Source organism: Streptomyces crystallinus (assembly GCF_039521265.1).
GTDB lineage: Bacteria > Actinomycetota > Actinomycetes > Streptomycetales > Streptomycetaceae > Streptomyces > Streptomyces crystallinus.
Genome location: NZ_BAAACA010000006.1, coordinates 135,778 through 158,937 on the forward strand (window position 1 = coordinate 135,778; position 23,160 = coordinate 158,937).

A 23,160-nucleotide genomic window follows, 5' to 3' on the forward strand; every position below is an offset into this window, starting at 1 on the left:
TGGGGTCCATGGTCGCCCCGAGGGGGCCCGCCGCGCCAGAGCGGCGCACCGAGTGCTACTGACCGCGTGCGTTGAGCGAGGCCAGATAGGCGTTGTAGGCGGCGAGCTCCTTGTCGCCGTCGCGGTCGGCGGCCCGGTCCTGGCGCCTCGCCTCGCGCTTCTCGGTGGCGTACCACTGGAAGACCAGGGCGATGAGCACCACCACGGACGGGATCTCGCTGAACGCCCAGGCGATGCCGCCGGCCGCCTCCTGGTCGGCGAGCGCGTCGATGCCGAGCGAGGAGGGCGGGTTCTTGTACGTGCCGATCATCGGCTGGGTCGCCATCATCAGCGCGATGCCGAAGAAGGCGTGGAACGGCATGCCCGCGAAGAGCTCCAGCATCCGCATGATGTAGCCGGGGCGGTGCGGGCCCGGGTCGACGCCCATGATCGGCCAGAAGAAGATCAGGCCGACGGCGAGGAAGTGGACCATCATCGCGATATGGCCGGTCCTCGAACCCATCAGGAAGTCGAAGAGCGGGGTGAAGTAGAGCGCGTACAGGCTCGCGATGAACATCGGGATGGTGAACGCGGGATGCGTGATCACCTTCAGATAGCGGCTGTGCAGCAGGGCGAGCAGCAGCTCGCGCGGGCCCTTGCGGCCGCGTCCGGCGACCGGCAGCGCGCGCAGCGTCAGCGTCACCGGCGCGCCGAGCAGCAGCAGGATCGGCGAGAGCATGCTGATGACCATGTGCTGGACCATGTGCACGCTAAACATGACCATGCCGTAGTCGTTCAGCCTGGTGCACATCACCAGGGCGATGCTCAGCACGCCCAGCGTCCAGAACACCGTCCGGCTCACCGGCCAGCTGTCGCCGCGCCTGCGCAGCCGCAGCACCGCCCAGCCGTACAGACCGAGTCCCGCCACACAGCCGATCAGGAAGAACGGGTCCGTGGACCACTCGAGGCCGCGCCCCAGCGTGAACGGCGGCAGATCCATGTTCATGCCGTGCCCGCTGTGATCCATCCGCTGACTCCTGATTTCGTACCGGTTGTCCGCACCCAGAGTAGAACCGCCCCCGGTCGCGATCGCGACCGGGGGCGGCTCGTTGCGCGGGAAACCGTCCGGCTGTCAGAGCACGCACTCCGCCTCGGAGTACCGCTCGGCCGGGACGGTCTTGAGCGTCGCGGTGGCCTCGGCGAGCGGGACCATGGTGATGTCGGTGCCGCGCAGCGCGGTCAGCATCCCGAACTCGCGGCGGTGCACGGCCTCCACGGCGTGCCAGCCGAACCGGGTGGCCAGGACGCGGTCGTACGCGGTGGGGGTGCCGCCGCGCTGGACGTGGCCGAGGATGACCGCGCGGGCCTCCTTGTTCAGCCGCCGCTCCAGCTCCACGGAGAGCTGGCTGGCGACGCCCGCGAAGCGCTCGTGGCCGTAGATGTCGGTGCCGCCCTCGTCGAAGCGCATCGAGCCCTCGCGCGGCTTGGCGCCCTCGGCGACGACCACGATCGCGAACTTCTTGCCCGCCGAGAAGCGGCGGCCGACCAGCTCGGTGAGCTCGTCGATGTCGAAGGGGCGCTCGGGGACGACGATCGCGTGGGCGCCGGCGGCCATGCCCGAGTGCAGCGCGATCCAGCCGGTGTGCCGGCCCATGACCTCGACGATCAGCACCCGCTGGTGCGACTCGGCGGTGGTCTTGAGGCGGTCGAGGGCCTCGGTGGCCACGCCCACGGCCGTGTCGAAGCCGAAGGTGACGTCGGTGGAGGCGATGTCGTTGTCGATGGTCTTCGGCACGCCGACGATGGGCAGGCCCGCCTCGGAGAGCAGATGGGCGGCCTTGAGCGTGCCCTCGCCGCCGATCGGGATGATCGCGTCGAGGCCGAGCTCGGCGACATGGCCCCTGGCGCGCTCGACGCCGTCGCGCAGATGCGCGGGCTGGACCCGGGAGGAGCCGAGGATCGTACCGCCGAGGGCGAGGATGCCGCCGACCGCGTCCAGGTCGAGCTTGCGGTAGTCGGCCTCCAGGAGACCCTTCCAGCCGTCGTGGAAGCCGATGACCTCGTCGCCGTGGTCGACCACCGCGCGGTGCACGACGGAACGGATGACGGCGTTCAGGCCGGGGCAGTCGCCGCCGGAGGTGAGTACACCAATTCGCATTGCCCGGAAAACCTTTGCAACGTGGGCCGACGACCGGACCCCGTCGTCCGGTTGGATCCCCGCCACCCTACCGGCGCAGGGTGGCGGGGCCGAATCAGCCGTCCGACTGCTGGACGTCGTGCGAAGCTACGAACGGCCTTCCGGGTGCCCGCTTCCGGGTCGGCTCCGGGTCAGGCGGGCTGGGTCGCCGAGGCGATCCGCTCGGCGCGCAGCGCCTCGTACCAGCGGTCGTCGGTCGGCGGCAGCGCGTTGACGTCGAGGGCCAGCTTCAGCAGCAGGTCCGCGATCTGCGGGTTCCGCGCGAGGACGGGTCCGTGCATGTACGTGCCGAACACCGTCTCGTTGTACGCGCCCTCGGTGCCGTCGCCGGTGCCGTTGCCCCGGCCCAGGCGCACCCGGGCGAACGGGCGGGCCGTGGGGCCCAGGTGCGTGATGCCCTGGTGGTTCTCGAAACCGGTCAACTGCGGAAGGCCCAGGCGCTCGTCGATGTCGCCCAGCACGTCGCCGACGCAGCGCTCGCCCTCGCCCCGGGTGGAGACCACGTCGAGCAGACCGAGGCCCGGCTCGCGCTCCCCGAGGTCGTTGATGAACTCGTGGCCCAGGATCTGGTAGCCGGCGCAGACCGAGAAGATGATCGCGCCGTTGGCGGCGGCGCGCTGGAGGCCGCCGTCGCGGCGCAGCCGCTCGGCCGCGAGCCGCTGCGGCCGGTCCTCGCCGCCGCCGATCAGATAGATGTCGCCGGACGACGGCACCGGCTGGTCGCTGCGGACGTCCAGACGGGCCACGTCCAGGCCGCGCTGGCGGGCCCGGCGCTCCACGACCAGCGCGTTGCCCTGGTCGCCGTAGGTGCTCAGCAGGTCGGGGTAGACCCACACGAGGCGCAGGCTGTTGTCGCTCATGCTCGCTTGCTCCTTAGGGGGTCTAGTTGCCGACCGTGCGGCGCACGTCCTGGAAGGCGGTGTAGTTGGCGATCAGCTCGATCTGGCCGGGCGGCGCCAGCTGGACGCACTCCGCGAGGCTCTCGCAGACCCGGAAGTCCAGGTTCGCGACCTCCAGGCGGACCGCCAGGTCCAGCTTGCGGTCGCCGATCACGAAGATCGGGTGGCCGGCGAGCCGGGTGTAGTCGACGTCCCACAGCCACGAGGTGTCCGTGCCGTCGGCGCCGCGGGCGTTGACGGAGAGGATCACCGGTGTGGGCGGCGGGTCGATCAGGGAAAACGTTTCGAGCCAGCCCGCCGGGTTCTTCGCGAGCAGCAGCCGCAGCTCGCGTCCCTGGAAGGAGACCACGTCGTAGCGTCCGGCGACCGCCTGCACCTGGTACATCCGCTCCAGGGCGACCTGCGGCGGCACCCCGAAGACCGCGGCGACCGCGGCGGAGGTGGCGGCGTTGGCCTTGTTGGCGCGGCCCGGCAGCTGGAGGTGGATCGGCCAGGCCGAGCCGTGCGGGTCCAGTACGTAGTCGCCGCTCAGCACCCAGCTCGGGGCGGGGCGGCGGAAGCCGCACTCACCGCAGAACCAGTCGTCGCCGGGGCGCTGCATCACACCGCCGCAGGCCGGGCACGACCAGGCGTCGTCCTTCCACTCCTGGCCGGCCGCCACCCACACCACGTTGGGGGAGGAGGACGCCGCCCAGACGACCAGCGGGTCGTCGGCGTTGGCGATCACCACGGCCTTGGTGCCCTGGAGTCCCTCGCGCCACTTCTCGGCGAGCATCCGGGTCTCGGCGGCCCGGTCGAGCTGGTCGCGGCTCAGGTTGAGCAGCGCGATCGCCTTGGGCGTCACATCGCGAGCGACCCCCGCGAGGTACTTCTCGTCCACCTCGATGACGCCGAAGCGGGCGTCCGAGCCGCCCGCCAGCGCCGAGGTGATGCCCGCGGGCATATTGGCGCCCAGCGCGTTGGACACCACCGGGCCGCTGGCCCGCAGCGCCTCGGCGATGAGCCGGGTCGTCGTCGTCTTGCCGTTCGTCGCCGAGACCAGGACCACGTCCAGGTGAGTCGCCAGCCGCCCCAGCAGATCGGGGTCCAGCTTGAGCGCCACCCGGCCGCCGATCACCGATCCACTGCCCCGCCCCGCCGCGCGCGACACCGCCGCAGCGGCCTTGCCCGCCGTCACGGCGAGCTTGGCCCGCGGTGACAGCGGCTCCGCGTTGCCTGCCATCGTCCTTGATCCTCCTTGCGCCTGGGTCGGACCTCAGCCTATCGAGATCCGGACAGCGGCCCGAACCGCGCCACCACCAGCGCGGCTCCGAGTGGCCCGGAACGTACGCTTGCGGCCATGCGTCACCGCCCGATTCCCGGCAGTTCCGGCACCGTACGAGAGATGTCTCTCCTCGGCGACCCGGTGCTGCACGCCCCCTGTGAGCCCGTCACCGACTTCGGCCCCTCCCTCGGCCGCCTCGTCGAGGACCTCTTCGCCACGATGTACGCGGCGCGGGGGGTGGGCCTCGCGGCCAGTCAGATCGGCGTGGGCCTGCGGGTGTTCGTCTACGACTGCCCCGACGACGAGGACGTCCGCCACCTCGGACACCTCGTCAACCCCCGTCTGGTGTCGACCGACGGCGTCGTGCTCCGCGGCCCCGAGGGCTGTCTGTCCCTGCCGGGCCTGGAGGCCGGTACGGAACGGTACGACGAGGCCGTGGTGGAGGGGTGGACGGTGTCGGGGGATCCGGTGCGGGTGGCCGGAACGGGGTTCTTCGCGCGGTGCCTCCAGCATGAGATGGACCACCTGGAGGGGTTGGTGTACGCGGATCGCTTGACGGGGTGGCGGCGGGGGCGAGTCCTGCGCGCGGCCCGTCGCGCCGGTTGGAATCCCCCACCCCGCCCGTTCCCTTAAGCCCTCTGGCGGGCGGCCGGCTGTTTCTGTCTGCGGACCGTGGACGGCTGGTCGCGCAGTTCCCCGCGCCCCTTAGAGGGCCTGCGGCCCCCCTTTAGGCGCCGGGCGAGCCGTACTACCTAGGGGCGCGGGGAACTGCGCGAGCAACCACCACCGGCCCGCAGACGAACGCGCAGCGGGGTGGGGGGTCCGGGGGCGTAGCCCCCGGGAGAGCCACCTTCACCCCCACCCACCCCCGGAGGGTTTAGGGAAGGGGCGGGGTGGGGCCTAGAACCCAGGGCCGCCCACGCGGTCCGCCGCCGCGGCCAGCCGCCCCCACAGCAGATCCGCCAGCCCCGACACCAACTCCGCGCGGGAACACGGCCGTTCCCCCAGCCACCAGTCACCCGCCGCGTGCATCATGCCGACGATCCCGTGCCCCCACACCCGCGCCAGCGCCTCGCTGCCCGGCCCGAGGTCGATCCGTTCGGCGATCACCACGCCCAGCTCCTCGCCCATCCGCCGCAGCAGCGGCGCGGAGTGCCGGCCCACGTCGAAGCCGGGCTGCTCGCCCCCGGCGGACTCCTCCGCGGGGTGCATCAGGAAGCGGTACACCTGGGGCCGCGCCTCGATCGCCACCAGATACGTCTCCAGCGTCGCCTCCACCCGCTCCCGGCGCCCCGCGGGCGCGTCCAGCGCCGCCCGCAGCGCCGCGAGCAGCGCGTCGGTGTGGCGCTGCGCCAGCGCCCGGTAGAGGCCGCCCTTGTCCCCGAAGTGCCGGTACAGGATCGGCTTGGTGATCCCCGCCTCCGCGGCGATCGCGTTCATCGACGCCTTGGGGCCGTCCCGGAGCACCACCCGGTCCGCCGCCTCCAGCAGCTCCCGCCGACGGCTCTCGGCCGACGCCCGCTGCTGTTCGGCCTGGTGTGTGGTCTCCATGGCTCGTCTCCCCGCCCGTACTCGTACTGCGTCTTACGTGGTTCCGCCGACGTGTTCCGCCATCCGGAATGCCTGCGCAACGTAACACTTGGGCCAGTCCCTCCGCTGGGTGGCCGTTCGCTGGTTGACAGGCTCTACCGGCCAGTAACATACTGCCGTTACCGCAAGTAACGCTTGTCTGTGGCACGGGAAGTGGTGGAGGGGACATGGCTGAGTTCACGATGGAGCTGAGCGACGACCAGAAGCAGGTCAGGGACTGGTTGCACGGGTTCGCGAAGGACGTCGTCAGGCCCGCCGCCGCGGAGTGGGACGAGCGCGAGGAGACCCCCTGGCCGGTGATCCAGGAAGCCGCCAAGGTCGGAATCTACTCCCTGGACTTCTACGCCCAACAGTTCTTCGACCCGACCGGTCTCGGTATCCCGGTCGCCATGGAGGAGCTGTTCTGGGGCGACGCGGGCATCGCCCTGTCGATCGTCGGCACCGGCCTCGCGGCCGTCGGCGTGCTCGCCAACGGCACCGAGGAGCAGATCGGCACCTGGATCCCGCAGATGTACGGCGACGTGGACGACGTGAAGGTCGCCGCCTTCTGCTCGTCCGAGCCGGACGCGGGCTCCGACGTCGCCTCCATGCGTACCAAGGCCGTCTACGACGAGGCCAAGGACGAGTGGGTGCTCAACGGCACCAAGACCTGGGCCACCAACGGCGGCATAGCCAATGTGCACGTGGTCGTGGCCGTCGTCGACCCCGGCCTCGGCTCCAAGGGGCACGCCTCCTTCATCGTCCCGCCGAACACCCCGGGCCTCTCGCAGGGCCAGAAGTTCAAGAAGCACGGCATCCGCGCCTCGCACACCGCCGAGGTCGTCCTGGAGGACGTACGCGTCCCCGGCCACTGTCTGCTCGGCGGCAAGGAGAAGCTGGACGAGCGCCTCGCCCGGGCCCGCGAGAAGGCGAGGGCGGGCGGCGGCGAGCGGGTGAAGAACGCGGCCATGGCCACCTTCGAGGCCTCCCGCCCGGCCGTCGGCGCCATGGCGGTCGGCACGGCCCGCGCCGCGTACGACTACGCGCTGGAATACGCCAAGAGCCGCGAGCAGTTCGGCCGCCCGATCATCGACAACCAGGGCGTCGCGTTCCAGCTCGCCGACATGCGCACCCAGATCGACGCGGCCCGGCTGCTGGTGTGGCGGGCCTCCTGGATGGCGACCGCGGGCAAGAAGTTCGAGTCGGCCGAGGGCTCGATGTCCAAGCTCTTCGCCAGTGAGACCGCCAAGAAGGTCACCGCGCAGGCGATCCAGATCCTCGGCGGCAACGGCTACACCCGGGAGTACCCGGTGGAGCGCATGCACCGGGACGCGGCGATCTACACGATCTTCGAGGGCACCAGCGAGATCCAGCGCCTGGTGATCGCCCGCACCCTGTCGGGCATGCCGATCCGCTAGCTTTCGGCCGCTACCCGGCCGGCTCCGTTCCCGTGTGGCGGGAACGGAGCCGTATCGGTCTCGCCGGCCCTCAGCGACGCTCAGACCGGCAGCTGCGCCTCGATCGCCGCGACGACCTCCGGGGCCTCCGGCTCGGTGCGCGGACGGATCCGGGCGACGACCTCGCCGGCCGGGGAGATCAGGAACTTCTCGAAGTTCCACTGGATGTCGCCGGCCTCGCCGTCCGCGTCCGCGACCTCGGTCAGGCGCGTGTACAGCGGGTGCCGGCCGTCGCCGTTGACGTCGGTCTTCTCCAGCAGCGGGAACGTCACTCCGTACGTCGCCGAGCAGAACGTCTGGATCTCCTCCGCGCTGCCGGGCTCCTGGGCGCCGAACTGGTTGCAGGGCACACCGAGCACCGTGAAGCCGCGCTCGCCGTACTGCGCCTGGAGGCGCTCCAGACCGGCGTACTGCGGGGTCAGACCGCACTTGGACGCCACGTTCACCACCAGCACCGCCTTGCCCTTGTAGTCGGCGAGCGAGGTGGGCTCACCGGTCAGCGTGCGCAGCGGGATGTCGTACAGGCTCATCAACTAACTCCTCGTAACAGCGTGACAGGGAATCGGACCGGTCAGTCGCGGGCCGACAGCGGGCGGAACAGGCCCTCCTGGACCACCGACACCAGCAGCCGGCCCTCGCGGTCGTAGATCCGGCCGCGGGCCAGGCCCCGGCCGCCGGTCGCGATGGGGGACTCCTGGTCGTACAGGAACCACTCGTCGGTACGGAAGGGGCGGTGGAACCACATCGCGTGGTCGAGCGAGGCCATGTCGTAGCCCCGCTGGCCCCACAGCGGCTCGACCGGGATGCGGACCGCGTCGAGCAGCGTCATGTCGGACGCGTAGGTGAGCGCGCAGGTGTGCACCAGCGGGTCGTCGCCCAGCGGGCCGACCGCGCGCATCCACACCGCGCTGCGCGGGTCCGCGTCCTTGATCTCCTGGGGCGTCCAGCGCAGCCGGTCCACGTACCGGATGTCGAAGGGCTGGCGGCGCGCCATCCGCTCCAGGGCCTCCGGCAGCGCGCCCAGGTGCTCGCGGATCTCGTCCGCGACCGAGGGCAGCGACTCCGGGTCCGGGAAGTCCAGGCGCGGCGGCAGCTGGTGCTCGATGCTGCCCGGCTCCGGCTGGTGGAAGGAGGCCGTCAGGTTGAAGATCGTGCGGCCCTGCTGGACCGCGGTGACCCGGCGGGTGGTGAAGGAGCGGCCGTCCCGCACCCGCTCGACCTGGTAGACGATCGGCACGCCGGGGCGGCCGGGGCGCAGGAAGTAGGCGTGCAGCGAGTGCACCGGGCGCTCGCCGTCCGTGGTGCGCCCGGCCGCCACCAGCGCCTGGCCGGCCACCTGGCCGCCGAAGACCCGCTGGAGGGACTCCTCGGGGCTGCGGCCGCGGAAGATGTCGACCTCGATCTGCTCCAGGTCGAGCAGATCGACGAGTCTCTCGGCGGGGTTGGTCATGGCGTCGCGGTCCTCTCGGGAGCGAAGGGCGAAGGGGTCAGAGCTGGCCCACGGCGGTGACGCGGACCACCGCGCGGCCCTCCTCGTCGGACGCCGCGAGGTCGATCTCCGCGCTGATTCCCCAGTCATGGTCGCCGTTCGGGTCGGCGAAGGTCTGCCGGACGCGCCACAGACCGTGCGCCGGGTCCTCCTCGATCGCCAGCAGCTTGGGACCGCGCGCGTCGGGGCCGGTGCCCAGGTCCTCGTACTCGTCCCAGTAGGCGTCCATCGCCTCGCCCCAGGCGTCCGCGTCCCAGCCGGACTCGGCGTCCATCTCGCCCAGCGCGTCCACGTTGTCGAGCGCGGCCAGCTCCACCCGGCGGAACATCGCGTTGCGCACCAGGACCCGGAAGGCGCGGGCGTTCGCGGTGACCGGCTTGACCTCGTCGGCCTTCTCCTGGGCCTCCTCGGCCGTCTGGATCTCCGGGTTCGCCAGCTGCTCCCACTCGTCGAGCAGGCTGGAGTCGACCTGGCGCACCATCTCGCCCAGCCAGGCGATCAGGTCCTCCAGATCCTCGGTCTTCAGATCGTCCGGGATGGTGTGGTCGAGCGCCTTGTACGCGCTCGCCAGGTAGCGGAGCACGATGCCCTCGGTGCGCGCCAGCTCGTACCAGGAGGTGAACTCGGTGAAGGTGAGCGCCCGTTCGTACATGTCACGGATGACGGACTTCGGCGAGACCGGGTGGTCGCCCACCCACGGGTGCGACTTCTTGTAGACGTTGTAGGCGTGCCACAGCAGCTCTTCCAGCGGCTTCGGATACGAGATGTCCTGGAGCCGCTCCATGCGCTCCTCGTACTCGACGCCGTCCGCCTTCATCTGCCCGACGGCCTCGCCGCGCGCCTTGTTCTGCATGGCGGCGAGGATCTGGCGCGGGTCGTCGAGCGTCGACTCGACGACGGAGACCATGTCGAGCGCGTACGAGGGCGACTCCGGGTCGAGCAGGTCGAAGGCGGCCAGCGCGAAGGTGGACAGCGGCTGGTTGAGCGCGAAGTCCTGCTGGAGGTCGACGGTGAGCCGGATGGTGCGGCCCTCGGCGTCCGGGGTGTCCAGCTGCTCCACCACACCGCCGTCCAGCAGCGAGCGGTAGATGGCGATGGCGCGGCGGATGTGCCGCAGCTGCGCCTTGCGCGGCTCGTGGTTGTCCTCCAGCAGGCGGCGCATCGCCTCGAAGGCATTGCCCGGCCGGGCGATCACCGAGAGCAGCATGATGTTGGTGACCCTGAAGCGCGAGGTCAGCGGCTCGGGCTCGGCGGCGATCAGCTTCTCGAAGGTGGTGTCCGACCAGGCGACGAAGCCCTCGGGGGCCTTCTTGCGGACCACCTTGCGGCGCTTCTTGGGGTCGTCGCCCGCCTTGGCGAGCGCCTTCTCGTTCTCGATGACGTGCTCGGGCGCCTGGGCGACCACGAACCCGGCGGTGTCGAACCCGGCCCGCCCCGCCCGGCCCGCGATCTGGTGGAACTCCCGGGCGCGCAGGGTCCGCACCCGGTTGCCGTCGTACTTGGTGAGCGCGGTGAACAGCACCGTGCGGATCGGCACGTTGACGCCGACGCCCAGCGTGTCCGTACCGCAGATCACCTTCAGCAGGCCCGCCTGCGCCAGCTTCTCGACCAGCCGGCGGTACTTGGGCAGCATGCCCGCGTGGTGCACCCCGATGCCGTGGCGCACATAGCGGGAGAGGTTCTGGCCGAACTTGGTGGTGAAGCGGAAGTTGCCGATCAGCTCCGCGATCGCGTCCTTCTCCTCGCGCGAGCACATGTTGATGCTCATCAGCGACTGCGCCCGCTCCACCGCCTGGGCCTGGGTGAAGTGCACGATGTAGACCGGCGACTGCCGGGTCTCCAGGAGCTCGGTCAGCGTCTCGGTGATCGGCGTGGTGACGTACTCGTACGAGAGCGGCACCGGGCGGGTCGCCGAGCGGACCACCGCGGTCTCCCGGCCGGTACGCCGGGTCAGGTCCTTCTCGAACATCGAGACGTCGCCGAGGGTCGCCGACATCAGGACGAACTGCGCCTGCGGCAGCTCCAGGATCGGGATCTGCCAGGCCCAGCCGCGGTCCGCCTCGGCGTAGAAGTGGAACTCGTCCATCACGACCTGGCCGATGTCGGCGTGCTTGCCGTCGCGCAGCGCGATGGAGGCCAGCACCTCGGCGGTGCAGCAGATGACCGGGGCGTCGGCGTTCACCGAGGCGTCGCCGGTCAGCATGCCGACGTTCTCGGTGCCGAAGAGCTTGCACAGGTCGAAGAACTTCTCCGAGACCAGCGCCTTGATCGGCGCGGTGTAGAACGTGACCTCGTCCCGGGCCAGCGCCGCGAAGTGCGCACCCGCCGCCACCAGGCTCTTTCCGGAGCCGGTCGGGGTGGACAGGATCACGTTGTTCCCCGAGACCACCTCGATCAGGGCCTCCTCCTGCGCCGGGTACAGGGAGATGCCCCGCTCCTCGGCCCAGGTGGAGAAGGCCTCGAAGAGGGCGTCGGGGTCGGCACTCGGCGGCAGCTGATCGATAAGGGTCACGCCCCCATCTTGCCTGGCTCGACCCCATGAGAGGGAACCGGCCGAGGGGCACGAAGATCATGAACGATAGGCTGCCCCTTCAACTGGGCCACGGGACAACAGGAAATGGGGGCGGGGCACGGTCATGATGGGACCTGCGCACTCACTGTCAGGAGCGGCGGCCTGGCTGGGGGTGGGGGCCGCCACCGCGGCCGCGGGGCACGCCATGCCCTGGCCGGTGCTCGTGGTGGGCGCGCTGATCAGCGCCGGGGCGGCGCTCGCGCCCGACCTGGACCACAAGTCCGCGACCATCTCGCGCGCCTTCGGACCGGTCTCCCGGGCGCTGTGCGGAGTCGTCGACGACCTCTCGCACGCCGTCTACAAGGCCACCCGGGGCCCAGGCGACCCGCGCCGCAACGGCGGCCACCGCACGCTCACCCACACCTGGCTGTGGGCCGTGCTGATCGGGGCCGGCGCCTCGGCGGCGGCCATGTTCGGCGGCCGCTGGGCGGTGCTCGGCATCCTCTTCGTCCATGTGGTGCTCGCCGTGGAGGGCCTGCTGTGGCGGGCCGCCCGGGTGTCCAGCGACATCCTGGTGTGGCTGCTCGGCGCGGCCGGCGCCTGGATCATGGCCGGGGTCCTCGACAAGCCCGGCAACGGCTCGCACTGGCTGTTCACCGGCGCCGGCCAGGAGTACCTGTGGCTGGGCCTGCCGATCGTGCTGGGCGCCCTGGTCCACGACATCGGGGACGCGCTGACCGTCTCGGGCTGCCCGATCCTGTGGCCGATCCCGCTGGGCCGCAAGCGCTGGTACCCGCTCGGCCCGCCGAAGGCGATGCGCTTCAGGGCCGGGAGCTGGGTGGAGCTGAAGGTGCTGATGCCGGCGTTCATGGTGTTGGGGGGAATGGGGGCGGCGGGGGCGCTGAACTTCATCTGAGCCCGCCGAGGCGGACGGGTTTCACCGAACCGCCTGCGCCCGCGGCCCGCGGTGGCCGACGATGGGACCCGTCATCGCGGCGGCTCCCGCACTCCGGGCGGACGCGCCGCGCTCGTACGGCAGTGAGGGCGGCGGGGGCGAGGGCATGGGGCAGATTCTGACGATGCCGCTGGAGAGCGGCAGCGATGTGCTGGCCGTGTTCGAGATCGGCGAGGACGAGCCGGAGGGCGAGCTGGAACTGGCCGCGGTCGGCACCGGCGTGGTGGCCCGGGCGCGGGTCTCGCTCACCGAGGCGATGGACCAGGTGCGGCCCGCGCTGTCCCGGGTCGTCGAGACGGTACGGGGCCTCGGGCCCGACGAGGTGGAGATCGCGTTCGGCCTCAAGGCGGGCGGTGACACCGGCGTGATCATCGCCAAGGGGACGGCCGAGGTGAACTTCGCCGTCAAGCTCGTCTGGAACCGCGCCTGACCATGAGCCGGCGGGAGGGTTTCGTCGTCAGGATCCGGCACACCACGGCCGAACCGCCGACGGCGGCCGGCGTGGGCTGTGTCGTCGGCGAGAAGCACATCGTGACCTGCGCCCATGTCATCAACGCGGCGCTCGGCCGGGACAAGGCCGTGCGCGAGCGGCCGCCGGACGGCATCCGCATCCGCGTCGACTTCCCCCTCCTCGGCGACGCGGAGGGCGCCCCGCTGCGGGAGTGCCGGATCGCCGCCTGGGACCCGCCCGCCGCGCCCGGGGTGGGCGGGCGCGACACGGCCGGGCTCGTGGTGGTGGGCGACACCCTGCCGGCCGGCGCCGGGCCCGCCCGGCTGGTCGCGGTGCGGGGCGGCGGGGCCGAGGACGTGGAGGCCGGGGTCTTCGGCTATCCGCCCGGCCCGGCCCGTATCGCCAACGGCGCCTGGTCCGCCTGCCGGCTGCGGGGCACCGTCGGTGGGGGACTGGTCCAGCTCGACGCCGCCAGCGAGTCGGCGCTGCGCGTCCAGCCCGGCTTCAGCGGCGCCCCGGTGATCGTGGGCGACGCGTGGGGCGACGCGGTCGTCGGGCTGCTGGCCGTCGCCGGGCGCAAGGGCAGCGCCGGCGACGCGTACGCGCTGCCCATGACCGAGGTGTCGGCCGCCTGGCCCGAGGTCCTCGGCGACAGCATGCTGCCGCCCTGCCCCTACCGTGGCCTGCGGTCCTTCACCGCCGACGACGCCCGCGCCGGGCTCTTCGTGGGCCGCGAGCGGGAGGTCGCCGGGCTGCGCGCGATGGTCCGGGACCGGCCGCTGGTGGTGGTCACCGGCCCCTCCGGGGTGGGCAAGTCCTCGCTGGTGGCGGCCGGGCTCGCGCCCGCGCTGCTCGCGGACGGCTGGTCGGTCGCCTTCTTCCGGCCGGGCGCCACGCCGTACGACGCACTGGCCCGGGCGCTGCTCGACCTGGAGTGCCCCGACGGCGACCACTGCCTCGAGCAGCTGGAGAACCGCAGCCGCGCCCTGCGCGAGGAGGGGTTCTGGCCGGTGGCGGCCCGGGTGTCGGTGCTCTCCGGCCGCCGTCTGGCGCTCGTCGGGGACCAGTTCGAGGAGGTGCTGAGCGCGGGCGCGGACGGCGTGGACCCGATGCGCTTCCTCCAGCAGACCTTCCCGCCGCCCGAGAGCCTGCAGAGCCCCGATGTGCGCCTGGTCTGCACCCTGCGCTCCGACTTCCTGCCCGACCTGCTGGAGCTGGCGGACATCGGGCCGCGCCTCCAGGACCGCCAGCTCAATGTGTCCCCGCTCGACGAGAGGGCGCTGACCCGGGTGATCGTGGAGCCCGCCGCTCTCGCCGGGGTCACCTTCACCGAGGGGCTCGCCGAGGCCGTGGCAGCCGAGGCGAGCAAGGGGCCGGGCGGACTGCCGCTCCTGGAGTTCGCCCTGACCGAACTGTGGCCGATGCAGCGCGAGCGCCGGATCAGCTTCGACAGCTACCACGGCCTCGGTGGCGTCTCGGGCGCCCTGAACCGCCATGCCGAGCAGGTCTACCGCTTCCTCACCCAGACCCTGGACGAGGCCCGGATCAGGCGCGTGCTGCTGTCCATGATCCGGGCCAGGGGCGGCGCCGCCAGCGCGGTACGGGTCCCGGCCCGCAGCTCCCACCTCGGCGCCGACTGGTACGTCGCCCAGCTGATGGCGGATCCCGAGCGGCGCCTGGTCGTGGTGGGGCCGGACGGGCCCGACACGGCGGAGATCGCCCACGAGGCCCTGATCCGGGGCTGGCAGCGGCTCGCCGGGTGGGTCGACGAGGACGCCGACTTCCAGCAGTGGCTGGCGCTGGCCGAGGAGCGCGCGGCGGAGGGCGACGACCTGCTGTCGGCCCCGCGCGTCGCGGAGGGGCAGCGCTGGCTCCGTGAGCGGCCGGACGACATCCCGCCGGAGGTCGCGGCGCTGATGGAGCGGAGCCTGGCGGTCCTGCTCGAACAGGAGCGCACCGAGCGGCAGATGAAGGCGCTCCAGGCCTCCAACGCGGAGCTGGAGGAGAAGGCCGAGCTCCTCGCGCGCGTGAACCGGGACGTCGAGGTGAAGAACATCGAGATCGAGGAGGCCCGCCAGGTCCTGGAGGAGCGTGCGGAGATGCTGGCCGTCTCGATGCGGTTCAAGTCGGAGTTCCTCGCCAACATGTCCCACGAGCTGCGCACCCCGCTGAACTCCATGCTGATCCTGGCGAAGTTGCTGGCCGACAACGGAGAGGGCACCCTCTCGCCCAAGCAGGTCGAGTTCGCCCGGACGATCCACCGCGCCGGCTCCGACCTGCTCCAGCTGATCGGCGACATCCTCGACCTCACCAGGATCGAGGCGGGCCGGATGCACGTGGCCCCCTCCTGGGTCCGACTGGCCCCGCTGGTGGACCGCGTGGAGGCGATGTTCCGCCCGCTGACGACGGAGAAGGAGCTCCGCTTCTCGGTGAGCCTGGCGCCCGGCCTTCCCCCGGAGCTGTACACCGACGAGCAGCGGCTGCTCCAGGTGCTGCGCAACCTGCTCTCCAACGCGGTGAAGTTCACCCATGCGGGCGGGGCGGTGGAGCTGCGGGTCGGCCAGATGGGCCACCGGATGGTCTTCTCGGTCGCGGACTCGGGCATCGGCATCCCCGCCGACCGGATCGGGGTGATCTTCGACGCGTTCCAGCAGGCCGACGGCACGACCAGCCGCAAGTACGGCGGTACGGGACTCGGTCTGTCCATCAGCCGGGAGATCGCCGGGCTGCTGGGGGGTGAGATCCGCTGCGAGAGCGAGGTCGGCCGCGGCTCGACGTTCACCTTCGTCCTGCCGAGAGGGCCGGCGGACGCGCACGACCCGGAGCCCGAGGCCGAGGACGACACCGAGCCGCCCGAGGAGAAGCCCGCCCTGCTCCCGTCGTTCACCGGCAGTTTCGGCGGCGAGCCCGTCCTGGTCGTCGACGACGACGTACGCAACGTCTTCGCCCTCACCTCCGTACTCGAACAGCACGGGCTGGCCGTCTTCTACGCGGAGAGCGGCCAGGAGGCCATCGAGCTGCTCGAACGACGCTCCGACATCGCGCTCGTCCTGATGGACGTGATGATGCCGGACATGGACGGCAACGAGACGACGGTACGGATCCGTCGGATGCCGGGCCGTGAGAGGCTGCCGGTCATCGCGCTCACCGCCAAGGCCATGGCGGGCGACCACGAGCGCAGCCTCGACGCGGGCGCCTGCGCGTACCTCACCAAGCCCGTCGACCCCGAAGCGCTGCTGATCGCCATCGAACAGTGGCTGCCCCGGGAGGGGGCCGGCCCGGCGGCCGCGCCCCTGGACTGACCGCTCCCGGCCCCGACCTCACCCGTGCCAGGACCGCCACAGCGCCGCGTACGCCCCTTTTGCCGCGACCAGCGCGTCATGGCTGCCCAGCTCGGTGATGCGGCCGTTCTCGACCACCGCGATCACGTCCGCGTCGTGTGCGGTGTGCAGGCGGTGGGCGATCGCCACGACCGTGCGGCCGTCGAGCACCCGGGCCAGCGAGCGCTCCAGGTGGCGTGCGGCACGCGGGTCGAGGAGCGAGGTCGCCTCGTCCAGGACCAGGGTGTGCGGGTCCGCCAGCACCAGCCGGGCCAGGGCGATCTGCTGGGCCTGGGCCGGGGTGAGGGCGAGCCCGCCGGAGCCGACCTCCGTCGCCAGGCCGTCCTCCAGCGCCCGCGCCCAGCCGTCCGCGTCGACCGCGCCCAGCGCCGCCCACAGCTCGGCGTCCTCGGCGCCCTGCCGGGCCAGCAGCAGGTTGTCCCGCAGCGAACCCACGAACACGTGGTGCTCCTGGTTGACCAGCGCCACGTGCTCGCGCACCCGCTCGGCGGGCATCCGCGACAGCTCGGCCTCGCCGAGCGTGACGCTGCCCTCGCGCGGGGCATAGATCCCGGCGAGCAGCCGCCCCAGGGTGGACTTGCCCGCGCCGGACGGGCCCACCAGCGCCAGCCGGGTGCCCGGGGCCACCGACAGGGAGACCTCGTGCAGGACGTCCACGCCCTCGCGGTAGCCGAAGCGCACCTCGTCCGCCTCGACGTCCCGGCCCGCCGGGCGCACCTGCGCGTCGCCCGCGTCCGGCTCGATGTCGCGGACGCCGACGAGCCGGGCCAGCGAGACCTGGGCCACCTGGAGCTCGTCGTACCAGCGCAGGATCAGACCGACCGGCTCGACCATCATCTGGGCGAGCAGCGCGCCGGTCGTCAGCTGGCCGACCGTGATCCAGTCGTTCAGGACGAAGGTGCCGCCGATCATCAGCACCGCCAGCAGGATCGTGATGTGGGTGAGGTTGATGACCGGGAAGAACACCGACCGCAGCCACAGCGTGTAGCGCTCCCAGGCCGTCCACTCCTTGATCCGCTGCTCGGACAGCGCGATCCGGCGCTCGCCGAGGCGGTGCGCCTCGACGGTCCGGCCCGCGTCCACGGTCTCGGCGAGCACGGCCGCGACCGCCGCGTACCCGGCGGCCTCCGAGCGGTACGCCGAGGGCGCCCGCTTGAAGTACCACCGGCAGCCGGCGACCAGCAGCGGCACCGCGACCAGCACCGCGAGCGCCAGCGGCGGCGCGGTGACGCCGAGAGCGCCGATGAGCAGCAGCGCCCACACCACACCGATGGCCAGCTGCGGCACGGCCTCGCGCATCGCGTTGGCCAGCCGGTCGACGTCCGTGGTGATCCGGGAGAGCAGATCGCCGGTGCCCGCCCGCTCCAGGACGCCAGGCGGCAGCCCCACCGAGCGCACCAGGAAGTCCTCGCGCAGATCGGCCAGCATCTCCTCGCCGAGCATCCCGCCGCGCAGCCGGACCAGCCGTACGAACACGGTCTGCACGACGAGCGCCAGGGCGAACAGCGCGGCGGTGCGCTCCAGATGGAGGTCCCGCACGTCGTCGGACAGGTCCTCGACGACGCCGCCCAGCAGGTACGGGCCGACCATCGAGGCGATCACGGCGACCGCGTTGACGCCGACGAGCAGCGCGAACGCCTTGCGGTGGCGCCGCATCAGCTGACCTACGTACGCCCGCACGGTCGCCGGGGTGCCGACGGGCAGGGTGGTGGCCGACTGCGGGGCCGCCGGGTCGTACTCGGGTGCCGCCACGCCGATCATGCCGTCTCCTCCCACTTCCGCGGTGTGTTCGTCTCTTCGTCCGTCTCGCGGGTGACCACCGCCCGGTAGCGGGGGTCGGTGCGCAGCAGCTCCCGGTGCACCCCGACCGAGGCCGCCTCGCCGTCGTGCACGAGCACCACCCGGTCCGCGAGGTCCAGGAGCAGCGGCGACGACGAGAAGACGACCGTCGTCCGGCCCGCGCGCAGCTTCTTGACGCCGTCCGCGACCCGTGACTCGGTGTGCGAGTCGACCGCCGAGGTCGGCTCGTCCAGCACCAGCACGTCCGGGTCGGTCACCAACGACCGCGCCAGGGCCAGGCGTTGGCGCTGGCCGCCGGAGAGCGACCGGCCGCGCTCGGTGATCCGGGTGCGCATCGGGTCGCCGTCGGTGTCCACCGACGCCTGTGCCAGCGCGTCCAGGACGTCGCCGCACTGCGCCGCCGCCAGCGCCTCGCCGGCCGTGACCTTCCCGGACGAGGGCACGTCCAGGAGCTCGTGGAGCGTGCCGGACAGCAGCACCGGGTCCTTGTCCTGGACGAGGACGGCGGCCCGTGCCGCGTCCAGCGGCAGCCCGTCGAGCGCGACCCCGCCGAGCACGGCCGAGGCCAGGCCGTCGGCCTCGGCCGCGTGTCCGCCGAGGCGTTCGGCCAGCCGTCCGGCCGCGTCCGGGTCGCCGCACACCACGGCCGTGAACCGGCCCTCGGGCGCCAGCAGTCCGCTCGCCGGGTCGTACAGGTCGCCGGACGGCCGCTCGGCGGCCCGCTCCGACGGCGTCCGCGTCCGGGACGGCACCCCCGTGTCCGTCCCGGACGGGTCCGTGGCCCGGCTCAGCGCGAGCACCCGGGCCGCGCGCCTGGCCGAGGGCCGGGAGAAGGAGTACGCCATGGCGATCTCCTCGAAGTGGCGCAGCGGGAACAGCATCAGCGTCACCGCGCTGTAGACGGTGACCAGTTCGCCGACCTCGATGCGGCCGTCGCGGGCCAGCGCCGCCCCGTACCAGACCACCGCGATCAGCAGCACGCCCGGCAGCAGCACCTGGACCGCCGAGATCAGCGACCACATCCTGGCGCTGCGGACGGCGGCCCTGCGGACCTCCTGGGAGGCCTCGCGGTAGCGGCCGAGGAAGAGCTCCTCGCCGCCGATGCCGCGCAGCACCCGCAGCCCGGCCACGGTGTCCGAGGCGAGCTCGGTCGCCCGGCCGGCCTTCTCGCGCTGGACGTCGGCCCGCCGGGTGGCGGGCGGCAGCAACGGCAGGACGGCCAGGGCCAGCACGGGAACGCCCACCGCGACCACGACGCCGAGCGCCGGCTGGTAGAGCACCAGGCCGACACAGATGACGACCAGCGCGGTGGCCGCCGCCGCGAACCGCGACAGCGCCTCCACGAACCAGCCGATCTTCTCGACGTCGCCGGTGGAGACCGCGACGACCTCGCCCGCCGCGACCCTGCGGGTCAGCAGCGAGCCGAGCTCGGCGGTCTTGCGGGCGAGCAGCTGCTGCACGCGCGCGGCGGCGGTGATCCAGTTGGTCACCGCGGTGCGGTGCAGCATGGTGTCGCCGACGGCGATGGCCGCGCCGAGCAGCGCGATGAGGCCGCCGGCGAGCGCGAGCCGCGCCCCCGAACGGTCGATCACGGCCTGTACGGCGACGCCCACGCCGAGCGGCAGCCCGGCGATGCCGCACTGGTGCAGCAGCCCCCAGGCCAGCGACTTGAGCTGGCCCGCGAGCTGGCTGCGGCCCAGCCACAGCAGGAAGCGGGGACCCGAGCGGACGTCCGGTTCGCCTGGATCCGTGTAAGGAAGATCGCGAATCTGCATGACGTCCCAAGCATCGGAAAGAAAGGTGGAATCCGATCAAGGTTCGCCTTTCCCGAGCCCCCGCGGCAATCGGTTTTTCCGCCGGGGCGACCGGAACACGCCAAGAACGCCGCCCCGCCCCTGGCGCGCCGGGCACGCTCGCGCTTCACTCCTGACGCATGAGACCACTGAGGATCATGTCCATGATCGGCGGGCTGGTGCTCGCGGCCGGAACGCTGCTCGGCGCGGGCCCGGCCGGGGCGGCCGTGCGGCCCGCCGAGCCGCCCGCCGAGTTCGGCACCGACTGGCACGACCCGGTCACCGCCACCCCGCCGGTCGCCGTGCCGCACACCCGTAGCTGCCAAGTCACCCTGGCACAGGCGCAGTTCCGCGACTTCACGCCGTACAAGGGCAGTTACGCGCCGCCCAAGGGGTGCGGCGACCGGTGGAGCAAGGTGGTGCTGCGGCTCGACGGCAACGTCAAGGGCCGGCAGTACGACCGCCTCGGCTACCTCCACGTCGGCGGCGTCGAGGTGCTGCGGACGTCCACCCCCGAGCCCTCGCCGGACGGCATCGCCTGGAACGTGGAGAAGGACGTCACCCGCTACAGCGACACCTTCCGCTCCGCGCAGCCCGTCGAGATGCTCATCGGCAACGTTGTCGACGACACGTACACCGGCGTCATCGACGTCAAGGTCACGCTGACGTTCTACGCCGCCGAGGGCCGCGTGAGGCCCGCCGCCGCGCCCGACCGGGTGCTGCCGCTCGACGGCACCGCGCTCACCACCCCGCGCAACTCCGAGCGGATCGTCGCCGAGGTGTACGCCACCGGCTCGGGCGGGGGCTGCGAGGAGTTCTGGTACCTCGCGGTGCCCGACCCCGCGCCCTACTCCTGCAAGGCGCCCGCGGGCCCCAACCGGGAGGTCCGGATCAAGGTCGACGGCCAACTCGCGGGAATTGCCTCGCCGTTCCCGAACGTATGGACCGGCGGCTGGTCCAACCCCTTCCTCTGGTACGTCGTCCCGGCGCCGCACGCCTTCGACGTACGGCCGATCGAGTACGACCTGACGCCGTACGCGGCGCTGCTCAACGACGGCCGCGCGCACCAGGTGGAGGTGTCCGTGGCCGGGGTGCCCGAGGGGCAGTCCGGCTGGTCGACGCCGGTCAACGTACTGGTGTGGCAGGACCGGGGGAGCGAGGTCGTCACCGGCGCGCTCACCCGCCACGAGGAGAGCGCGCCCACCGGCTCCACCACCTACACACCCGGCACCGAGCCGCGCCTCGACGCCAGGGCGGGCCACCGGCTCACCACGGCGGGGTATCTCGACACCTCGCACGGCCGCGTCACCACCACGGTCGCCCGCGCTGTGGCTGCCGACACCGTCCACCGCTGGACCGAGGGCGAGAACACCGACGCCCTGAAGGGGAGTTGGACGGACGACAGCGCGGTCACCACCGACGGGCGCGGGCCGGCCGTCACCGCGCGCGTGCACCGTACGTACACGATGGACGGCATCACCACCATCGGCGCGGACAACCGGCTGCGGACGGTGATCACCCTCGGGGACCGTGCGGACACCGCCACCGCGCGCGGCGGCCGGGCCGCCTCGTGGTCGCACCTGGACGACACCTACCGGGGTGACGCCGCCTGGACCCTGAACGTCCCGCGCGACCAGCGGCACGCCACCGGCACCTCGGCCGAGCGCTACCGCCTGTACGGCTCCGACGGCTGCTACGACCGCAGCCTGAAGACGGCCCAAGGGACTCTCACCGAGGACCTGCGGCGCTGCTGACATCAGGTGCGGGGCCCGTGCTCGCCGCCAAGCAGGGGCCCCGCGGTCTCAGGCCTGCGCGGGCTTCTCCGAGTCCACCCCGGGGCGCGACCTGTGCCAGTCGCCGCGGGTGAAGTCGGGGATGCGCTGGGGCGCGCCGCCCGCCTTGACCGACAGATGGCTGAGCGGCACCGGAGCCGACCAGGTGGCCGCGTCGTACACGTCGAAGTCCGGGACCAGTCCCAGGCGCATGCACTGCATCAGCCGGAACACCAGCATGTAGTCCATGCCGCCGTGCCCGCCGGGCGGGTTGGCGTGCTCCTTCCAGAGCCAGTGGTCCCAGTCCGCGTACTTCGAGAAGTCGCCCCAGTTGTCGTCGTGCTGGTCGGGCTCGAGGTAGATGCGCTCCGGGTAGTCCTCGAAGAGGCCCTTGGTGCCGCCGAGGCTGTTGATGCGGCTGTAGGGGTGCGGCGTCGACACGTCGTGCTCCAGCCGGATCACCCGGCCCTTGGCGGTCTGCACCAGGCTGATCGTGCGGTCGCTCTCGATGTACGACTCCTTGAAGCTGGGGTCGCCCGCGGGCATGTTCGCCTGGCGGTACTCGGCGAGGCCCAGCGCGGGTGAGCCGACGCTGACGATGGACACCACGCGGTCCCCGCGGTTGACGTCCATGTAGTTGGCGACCGGGCCGAAGCCGTGGGTGGGGTAGAGGTCGCCGCGCAGCCGGGTGTGCCACAGCCGCCGCCAGGGCCCCTCGTAGTACTTCGGGTCGAACATCAGGCCGCGCAGATCGTGGATGTAGGCGCCGGCGCCGTGCAGCAGCTCGCCGAACTTGCCCGCGTGCGCCATCCGCAGCACCCGCATCTCGTTCCTGCCGTAACAGCAGTTCTCCAGCTGCATACAGTGGCGTCTGGTGCGCTCGGAGAGGTCGACCAGCTCCCACAGCTGGTCCAGGCGCATCGACGCCGGGCACTCCACGCCCGCGTGCACGCCGTTGAGCAGGGCCGCCCTGGTGATCTCGAAGTGGGAGTCCCAGGGCGTGGCGATGTGCACGAAGTCGATGTCGCCGCGCTTGAGCAGCTGTTCGTAGTCGTGGTCGCCGTGGACGTAGACGGCGGGCGCGGGCTGGCCCGCCGCGGTCACCTTGGCGGCCGCGGCCTCCGTCTTGGCCTTCACCGGGTCGCAGAGCGCCACCACCCGGACCCCCGGGACCGCGAGATAGAGGTCGATCATGCTGCCGCCGCGGTTGCCGAGGCCGATCAGACCCACCCGGACCGTGGAGCGCCGCTGGAACGGCACCCCGATCATGCTCTGTCCCTGCCGCTTCGGCGCGGGCGCCTCTTGGACCCCGGCCTGCTCGGCCCGCCCGGTCCGCTCGGCGGCCGAGGCGCTGCCGGTGCCCAGGGCGCCCGCACCGATCCCGGCGCCCGCGGCGGCCCCCGCCGTCCACAGGACGGACCGTCGGCTGATGTCGTGGTTCTGCGGAGCTGCGTCGTTCATCGAGTCTCCTGGAAAGAGAGGGAGCTGATTTCTGCGCGGCGTTACATGAACCTCGGTAAGGACCATGGTCGGTGGGGCTGATGCCGCGCAAGGGGGCCTGTCGACGCTCGGGGCCGCCCCGGGAAGCTACACCGCTGCACCACGTCACGGTACGTCCGGATAGGCCCGGGTCGTGGGAGGCGCGGGGAACGGGTCGTTGACGGGCCGTCAGTGCGGTTGGC

At 72.2% G+C, this 23,160-nt stretch carries 16 protein-coding genes and 2 pseudogenes; 7 read left to right on the forward strand and 11 right to left on the reverse strand.

Going from position 1 to position 23,160, the window contains the following annotated elements; genetic code table 11:
* Positions 1–55 precede the first annotated feature (55 nt).
* The 4 genes from ABD236_RS04550 to ABD236_RS04565 all read right to left on the reverse strand — a co-directional run bounded on the left by ABD236_RS04550 (position 56) and on the right by ABD236_RS04565 (position 4,297).
* Positions 56–1,006: a cytochrome c oxidase assembly protein gene (locus tag ABD236_RS04550; RefSeq protein WP_344070369.1), complete on the reverse strand. Its 951-nt coding sequence runs from the start codon at positions 1,004–1,006 to the stop codon at positions 56–58.
* 105 nt (positions 1,007–1,111) lie between these two features.
* The gene (locus tag ABD236_RS04555) at positions 1,112–2,137 is read right to left on the reverse strand and encodes a 6-phosphofructokinase (protein WP_344070371.1); all 1,026 of its coding nucleotides are present in this window, start codon (positions 2,135–2,137) and stop codon (positions 1,112–1,114) included.
* A gap of 170 nt (positions 2,138–2,307) precedes the next feature.
* Positions 2,308–3,036, reverse strand: a complete 729-nt coding sequence (locus ABD236_RS04560) for a type 1 glutamine amidotransferase (protein ID WP_101387171.1) — start codon at positions 3,034–3,036, stop codon at positions 2,308–2,310.
* Positions 3,037–3,058: 22 nt separating this feature from the next.
* The gene (locus ABD236_RS04565) at positions 3,059–4,297 is read right to left on the reverse strand and encodes a MurT ligase domain-containing protein (RefSeq protein WP_344070375.1); all 1,239 of its coding nucleotides are present in this window, start codon (positions 4,295–4,297) and stop codon (positions 3,059–3,061) included.
* A 117-nt stretch (positions 4,298–4,414) separates the two neighbouring features.
* On the opposite strand from ABD236_RS04565, the gene def reads away from it, so the two are divergent.
* A complete protein-coding gene (gene def / locus ABD236_RS04570) occupies positions 4,415–4,972 on the forward strand; it encodes a peptide deformylase (protein WP_344070377.1) in 558 nt (185 codons plus the stop codon).
* Positions 4,973–5,239: 267 nt separating this feature from the next.
* On the opposite strand, the gene ABD236_RS04575 is transcribed toward def, so the two are convergent.
* Complete coding sequence (locus tag ABD236_RS04575) at positions 5,240–5,890, reverse strand: TetR/AcrR family transcriptional regulator (RefSeq protein WP_344070379.1); 651 nt, start codon at positions 5,888–5,890, stop codon at positions 5,240–5,242.
* 206 nt (positions 5,891–6,096) lie between these two features.
* Here ABD236_RS04575 and ABD236_RS04580 point away from each other — a divergent pair, with 206 nt between their 5' ends.
* Positions 6,097–7,326, forward strand: coding sequence for an acyl-CoA dehydrogenase family protein (locus ABD236_RS04580; protein ID WP_344070381.1), 1,230 nt, complete (start codon positions 6,097–6,099; stop codon positions 7,324–7,326).
* Positions 7,327–7,406: 80 nt separating this feature from the next.
* Here ABD236_RS04580 and ABD236_RS04585 read toward each other — a convergent pair whose 3' ends face one another.
* Genes ABD236_RS04585 through ABD236_RS04595 form a run of 3 tightly spaced genes read right to left on the reverse strand, consistent with a single transcriptional unit; the run spans position 7,407 to position 11,366 of the window.
* Entirely contained in the window at positions 7,407–7,895 is a 489-nt protein-coding gene (locus ABD236_RS04585; RefSeq protein ID WP_344070383.1) for a glutathione peroxidase, read from the reverse strand.
* A 41-nt stretch (positions 7,896–7,936) separates the two neighbouring features.
* Positions 7,937–8,815: an acyl-CoA thioesterase gene (locus ABD236_RS04590; RefSeq protein WP_344070385.1), complete on the reverse strand. Its 879-nt coding sequence runs from the start codon at positions 8,813–8,815 to the stop codon at positions 7,937–7,939.
* A gap of 37 nt (positions 8,816–8,852) precedes the next feature.
* Complete coding sequence (locus ABD236_RS04595; RefSeq protein ID WP_344070387.1) at positions 8,853–11,366, reverse strand: DEAD/DEAH box helicase; 2,514 nt, start codon at positions 11,364–11,366, stop codon at positions 8,853–8,855.
* Between the two features lie 124 nt (positions 11,367–11,490).
* Here ABD236_RS04595 and ABD236_RS04600 point away from each other — a divergent pair, with 124 nt between their 5' ends.
* The 4 genes and pseudogenes from ABD236_RS04600 to ABD236_RS04615 all read left to right on the forward strand — a co-directional run.
* Positions 11,491–12,282 (forward strand): metal-dependent hydrolase, encoded by a 792-nt coding sequence (locus ABD236_RS04600; protein WP_344070389.1) that lies wholly within the window; start codon positions 11,491–11,493, stop codon positions 12,280–12,282.
* A 61-nt stretch (positions 12,283–12,343) separates the two neighbouring features.
* Complete coding sequence (locus tag ABD236_RS04605) at positions 12,344–12,751, forward strand: CU044_2847 family protein (RefSeq protein WP_344070391.1); 408 nt, start codon at positions 12,344–12,346, stop codon at positions 12,749–12,751.
* A 677-nt stretch (positions 12,752–13,428) separates the two neighbouring features.
* A pseudogene (locus ABD236_RS04610) lies at positions 13,429–14,529 on the forward strand (ATP-binding protein); the annotation flags it as partial.
* 201 nt (positions 14,530–14,730) lie between these two features.
* Positions 14,731–16,074: pseudogene (locus ABD236_RS04615) on the forward strand (ATP-binding response regulator); the annotation flags it as partial.
* Positions 16,075–16,092: 18 nt separating this feature from the next.
* Here ABD236_RS04615 and ABD236_RS04620 read toward each other — a convergent pair.
* Positions 16,093–17,874, reverse strand: a complete 1,782-nt coding sequence (locus ABD236_RS04620) for an ABC transporter ATP-binding protein (RefSeq protein WP_344070393.1) — start codon at positions 17,872–17,874, stop codon at positions 16,093–16,095.
* Positions 17,871–19,688 (reverse strand): ABC transporter transmembrane domain-containing protein, encoded by a 1,818-nt coding sequence (locus ABD236_RS04625; protein WP_344070395.1) that lies wholly within the window; start codon positions 19,686–19,688, stop codon positions 17,871–17,873. The genes ABD236_RS04620 and ABD236_RS04625 overlap by 4 nt, the downstream gene beginning before the upstream one ends.
* 158 nt (positions 19,689–19,846) lie before the next feature.
* Here ABD236_RS04625 and ABD236_RS04630 point away from each other — a divergent pair, with 158 nt between their 5' ends.
* Positions 19,847–21,460: a peptide-N4-asparagine amidase gene (locus ABD236_RS04630; protein WP_344070397.1), complete on the forward strand. Its 1,614-nt coding sequence runs from the start codon at positions 19,847–19,849 to the stop codon at positions 21,458–21,460.
* 48 nt (positions 21,461–21,508) lie between these two features.
* Here the strand turns inward: ABD236_RS04630 and ABD236_RS04635 are convergent, their stop codons facing one another.
* Complete coding sequence (locus tag ABD236_RS04635) at positions 21,509–22,939, reverse strand: Gfo/Idh/MocA family protein (protein ID WP_344070399.1); 1,431 nt, start codon at positions 22,937–22,939, stop codon at positions 21,509–21,511.
* Between the last annotated feature and the right edge of the window lie 221 nt (positions 22,940–23,160).

What these genes read in the sequence shown, in the direction of transcription:
- ABD236_RS04550 (WP_344070369.1), bottom strand. Translation starts at nt 1,006, where the DNA reads ATGGATCACAGCGGGCACGGCATGAACATGGATCTGCCGCCGTTCACG.
- ABD236_RS04560 (WP_101387171.1), bottom strand. Translation starts at nt 3,036, where the DNA reads ATGAGCGACAACAGCCTGCGCCTCGTGTGGGTCTACCCCGACCTGCTG.
- ABD236_RS04625 (WP_344070395.1), bottom strand. Translation starts at nt 19,688, where the DNA reads ATGCAGATTCGCGATCTTCCTTACACGGATCCAGGCGAACCGGACGTC.
- ABD236_RS04605 (WP_344070391.1), top strand. Translation starts at nt 12,344, where the DNA reads ATGGGACCCGTCATCGCGGCGGCTCCCGCACTCCGGGCGGACGCGCCG.
- ABD236_RS04575 (WP_344070379.1), bottom strand. Translation starts at nt 5,890, where the DNA reads ATGGAGACCACACACCAGGCCGAACAGCAGCGGGCGTCGGCCGAGAGC.
- ABD236_RS04585 (WP_344070383.1), bottom strand. Translation starts at nt 7,895, where the DNA reads ATGAGCCTGTACGACATCCCGCTGCGCACGCTGACCGGTGAGCCCACC.
- def (WP_344070377.1), top strand. Translation starts at nt 4,415, where the DNA reads ATGCGTCACCGCCCGATTCCCGGCAGTTCCGGCACCGTACGAGAGATG.
- ABD236_RS04580 (WP_344070381.1), top strand. Translation starts at nt 6,097, where the DNA reads ATGGCTGAGTTCACGATGGAGCTGAGCGACGACCAGAAGCAGGTCAGG.
- ABD236_RS04630 (WP_344070397.1), top strand. Translation starts at nt 19,847, where the DNA reads ATGAGACCACTGAGGATCATGTCCATGATCGGCGGGCTGGTGCTCGCG.
- ABD236_RS04590 (WP_344070385.1), bottom strand. Translation starts at nt 8,815, where the DNA reads ATGACCAACCCCGCCGAGAGACTCGTCGATCTGCTCGACCTGGAGCAG.
- ABD236_RS04555 (WP_344070371.1), bottom strand. Translation starts at nt 2,137, where the DNA reads ATGCGAATTGGTGTACTCACCTCCGGCGGCGACTGCCCCGGCCTGAAC.
- ABD236_RS04565 (WP_344070375.1), bottom strand. Translation starts at nt 4,297, where the DNA reads ATGGCAGGCAACGCGGAGCCGCTGTCACCGCGGGCCAAGCTCGCCGTG.
- ABD236_RS04600 (WP_344070389.1), top strand. Translation starts at nt 11,491, where the DNA reads ATGATGGGACCTGCGCACTCACTGTCAGGAGCGGCGGCCTGGCTGGGG.
- ABD236_RS04635 (WP_344070399.1), bottom strand. Translation starts at nt 22,939, where the DNA reads ATGAACGACGCAGCTCCGCAGAACCACGACATCAGCCGACGGTCCGTC.
- ABD236_RS04620 (WP_344070393.1), bottom strand. Translation starts at nt 17,874, where the DNA reads ATGATCGGCGTGGCGGCACCCGAGTACGACCCGGCGGCCCCGCAGTCG.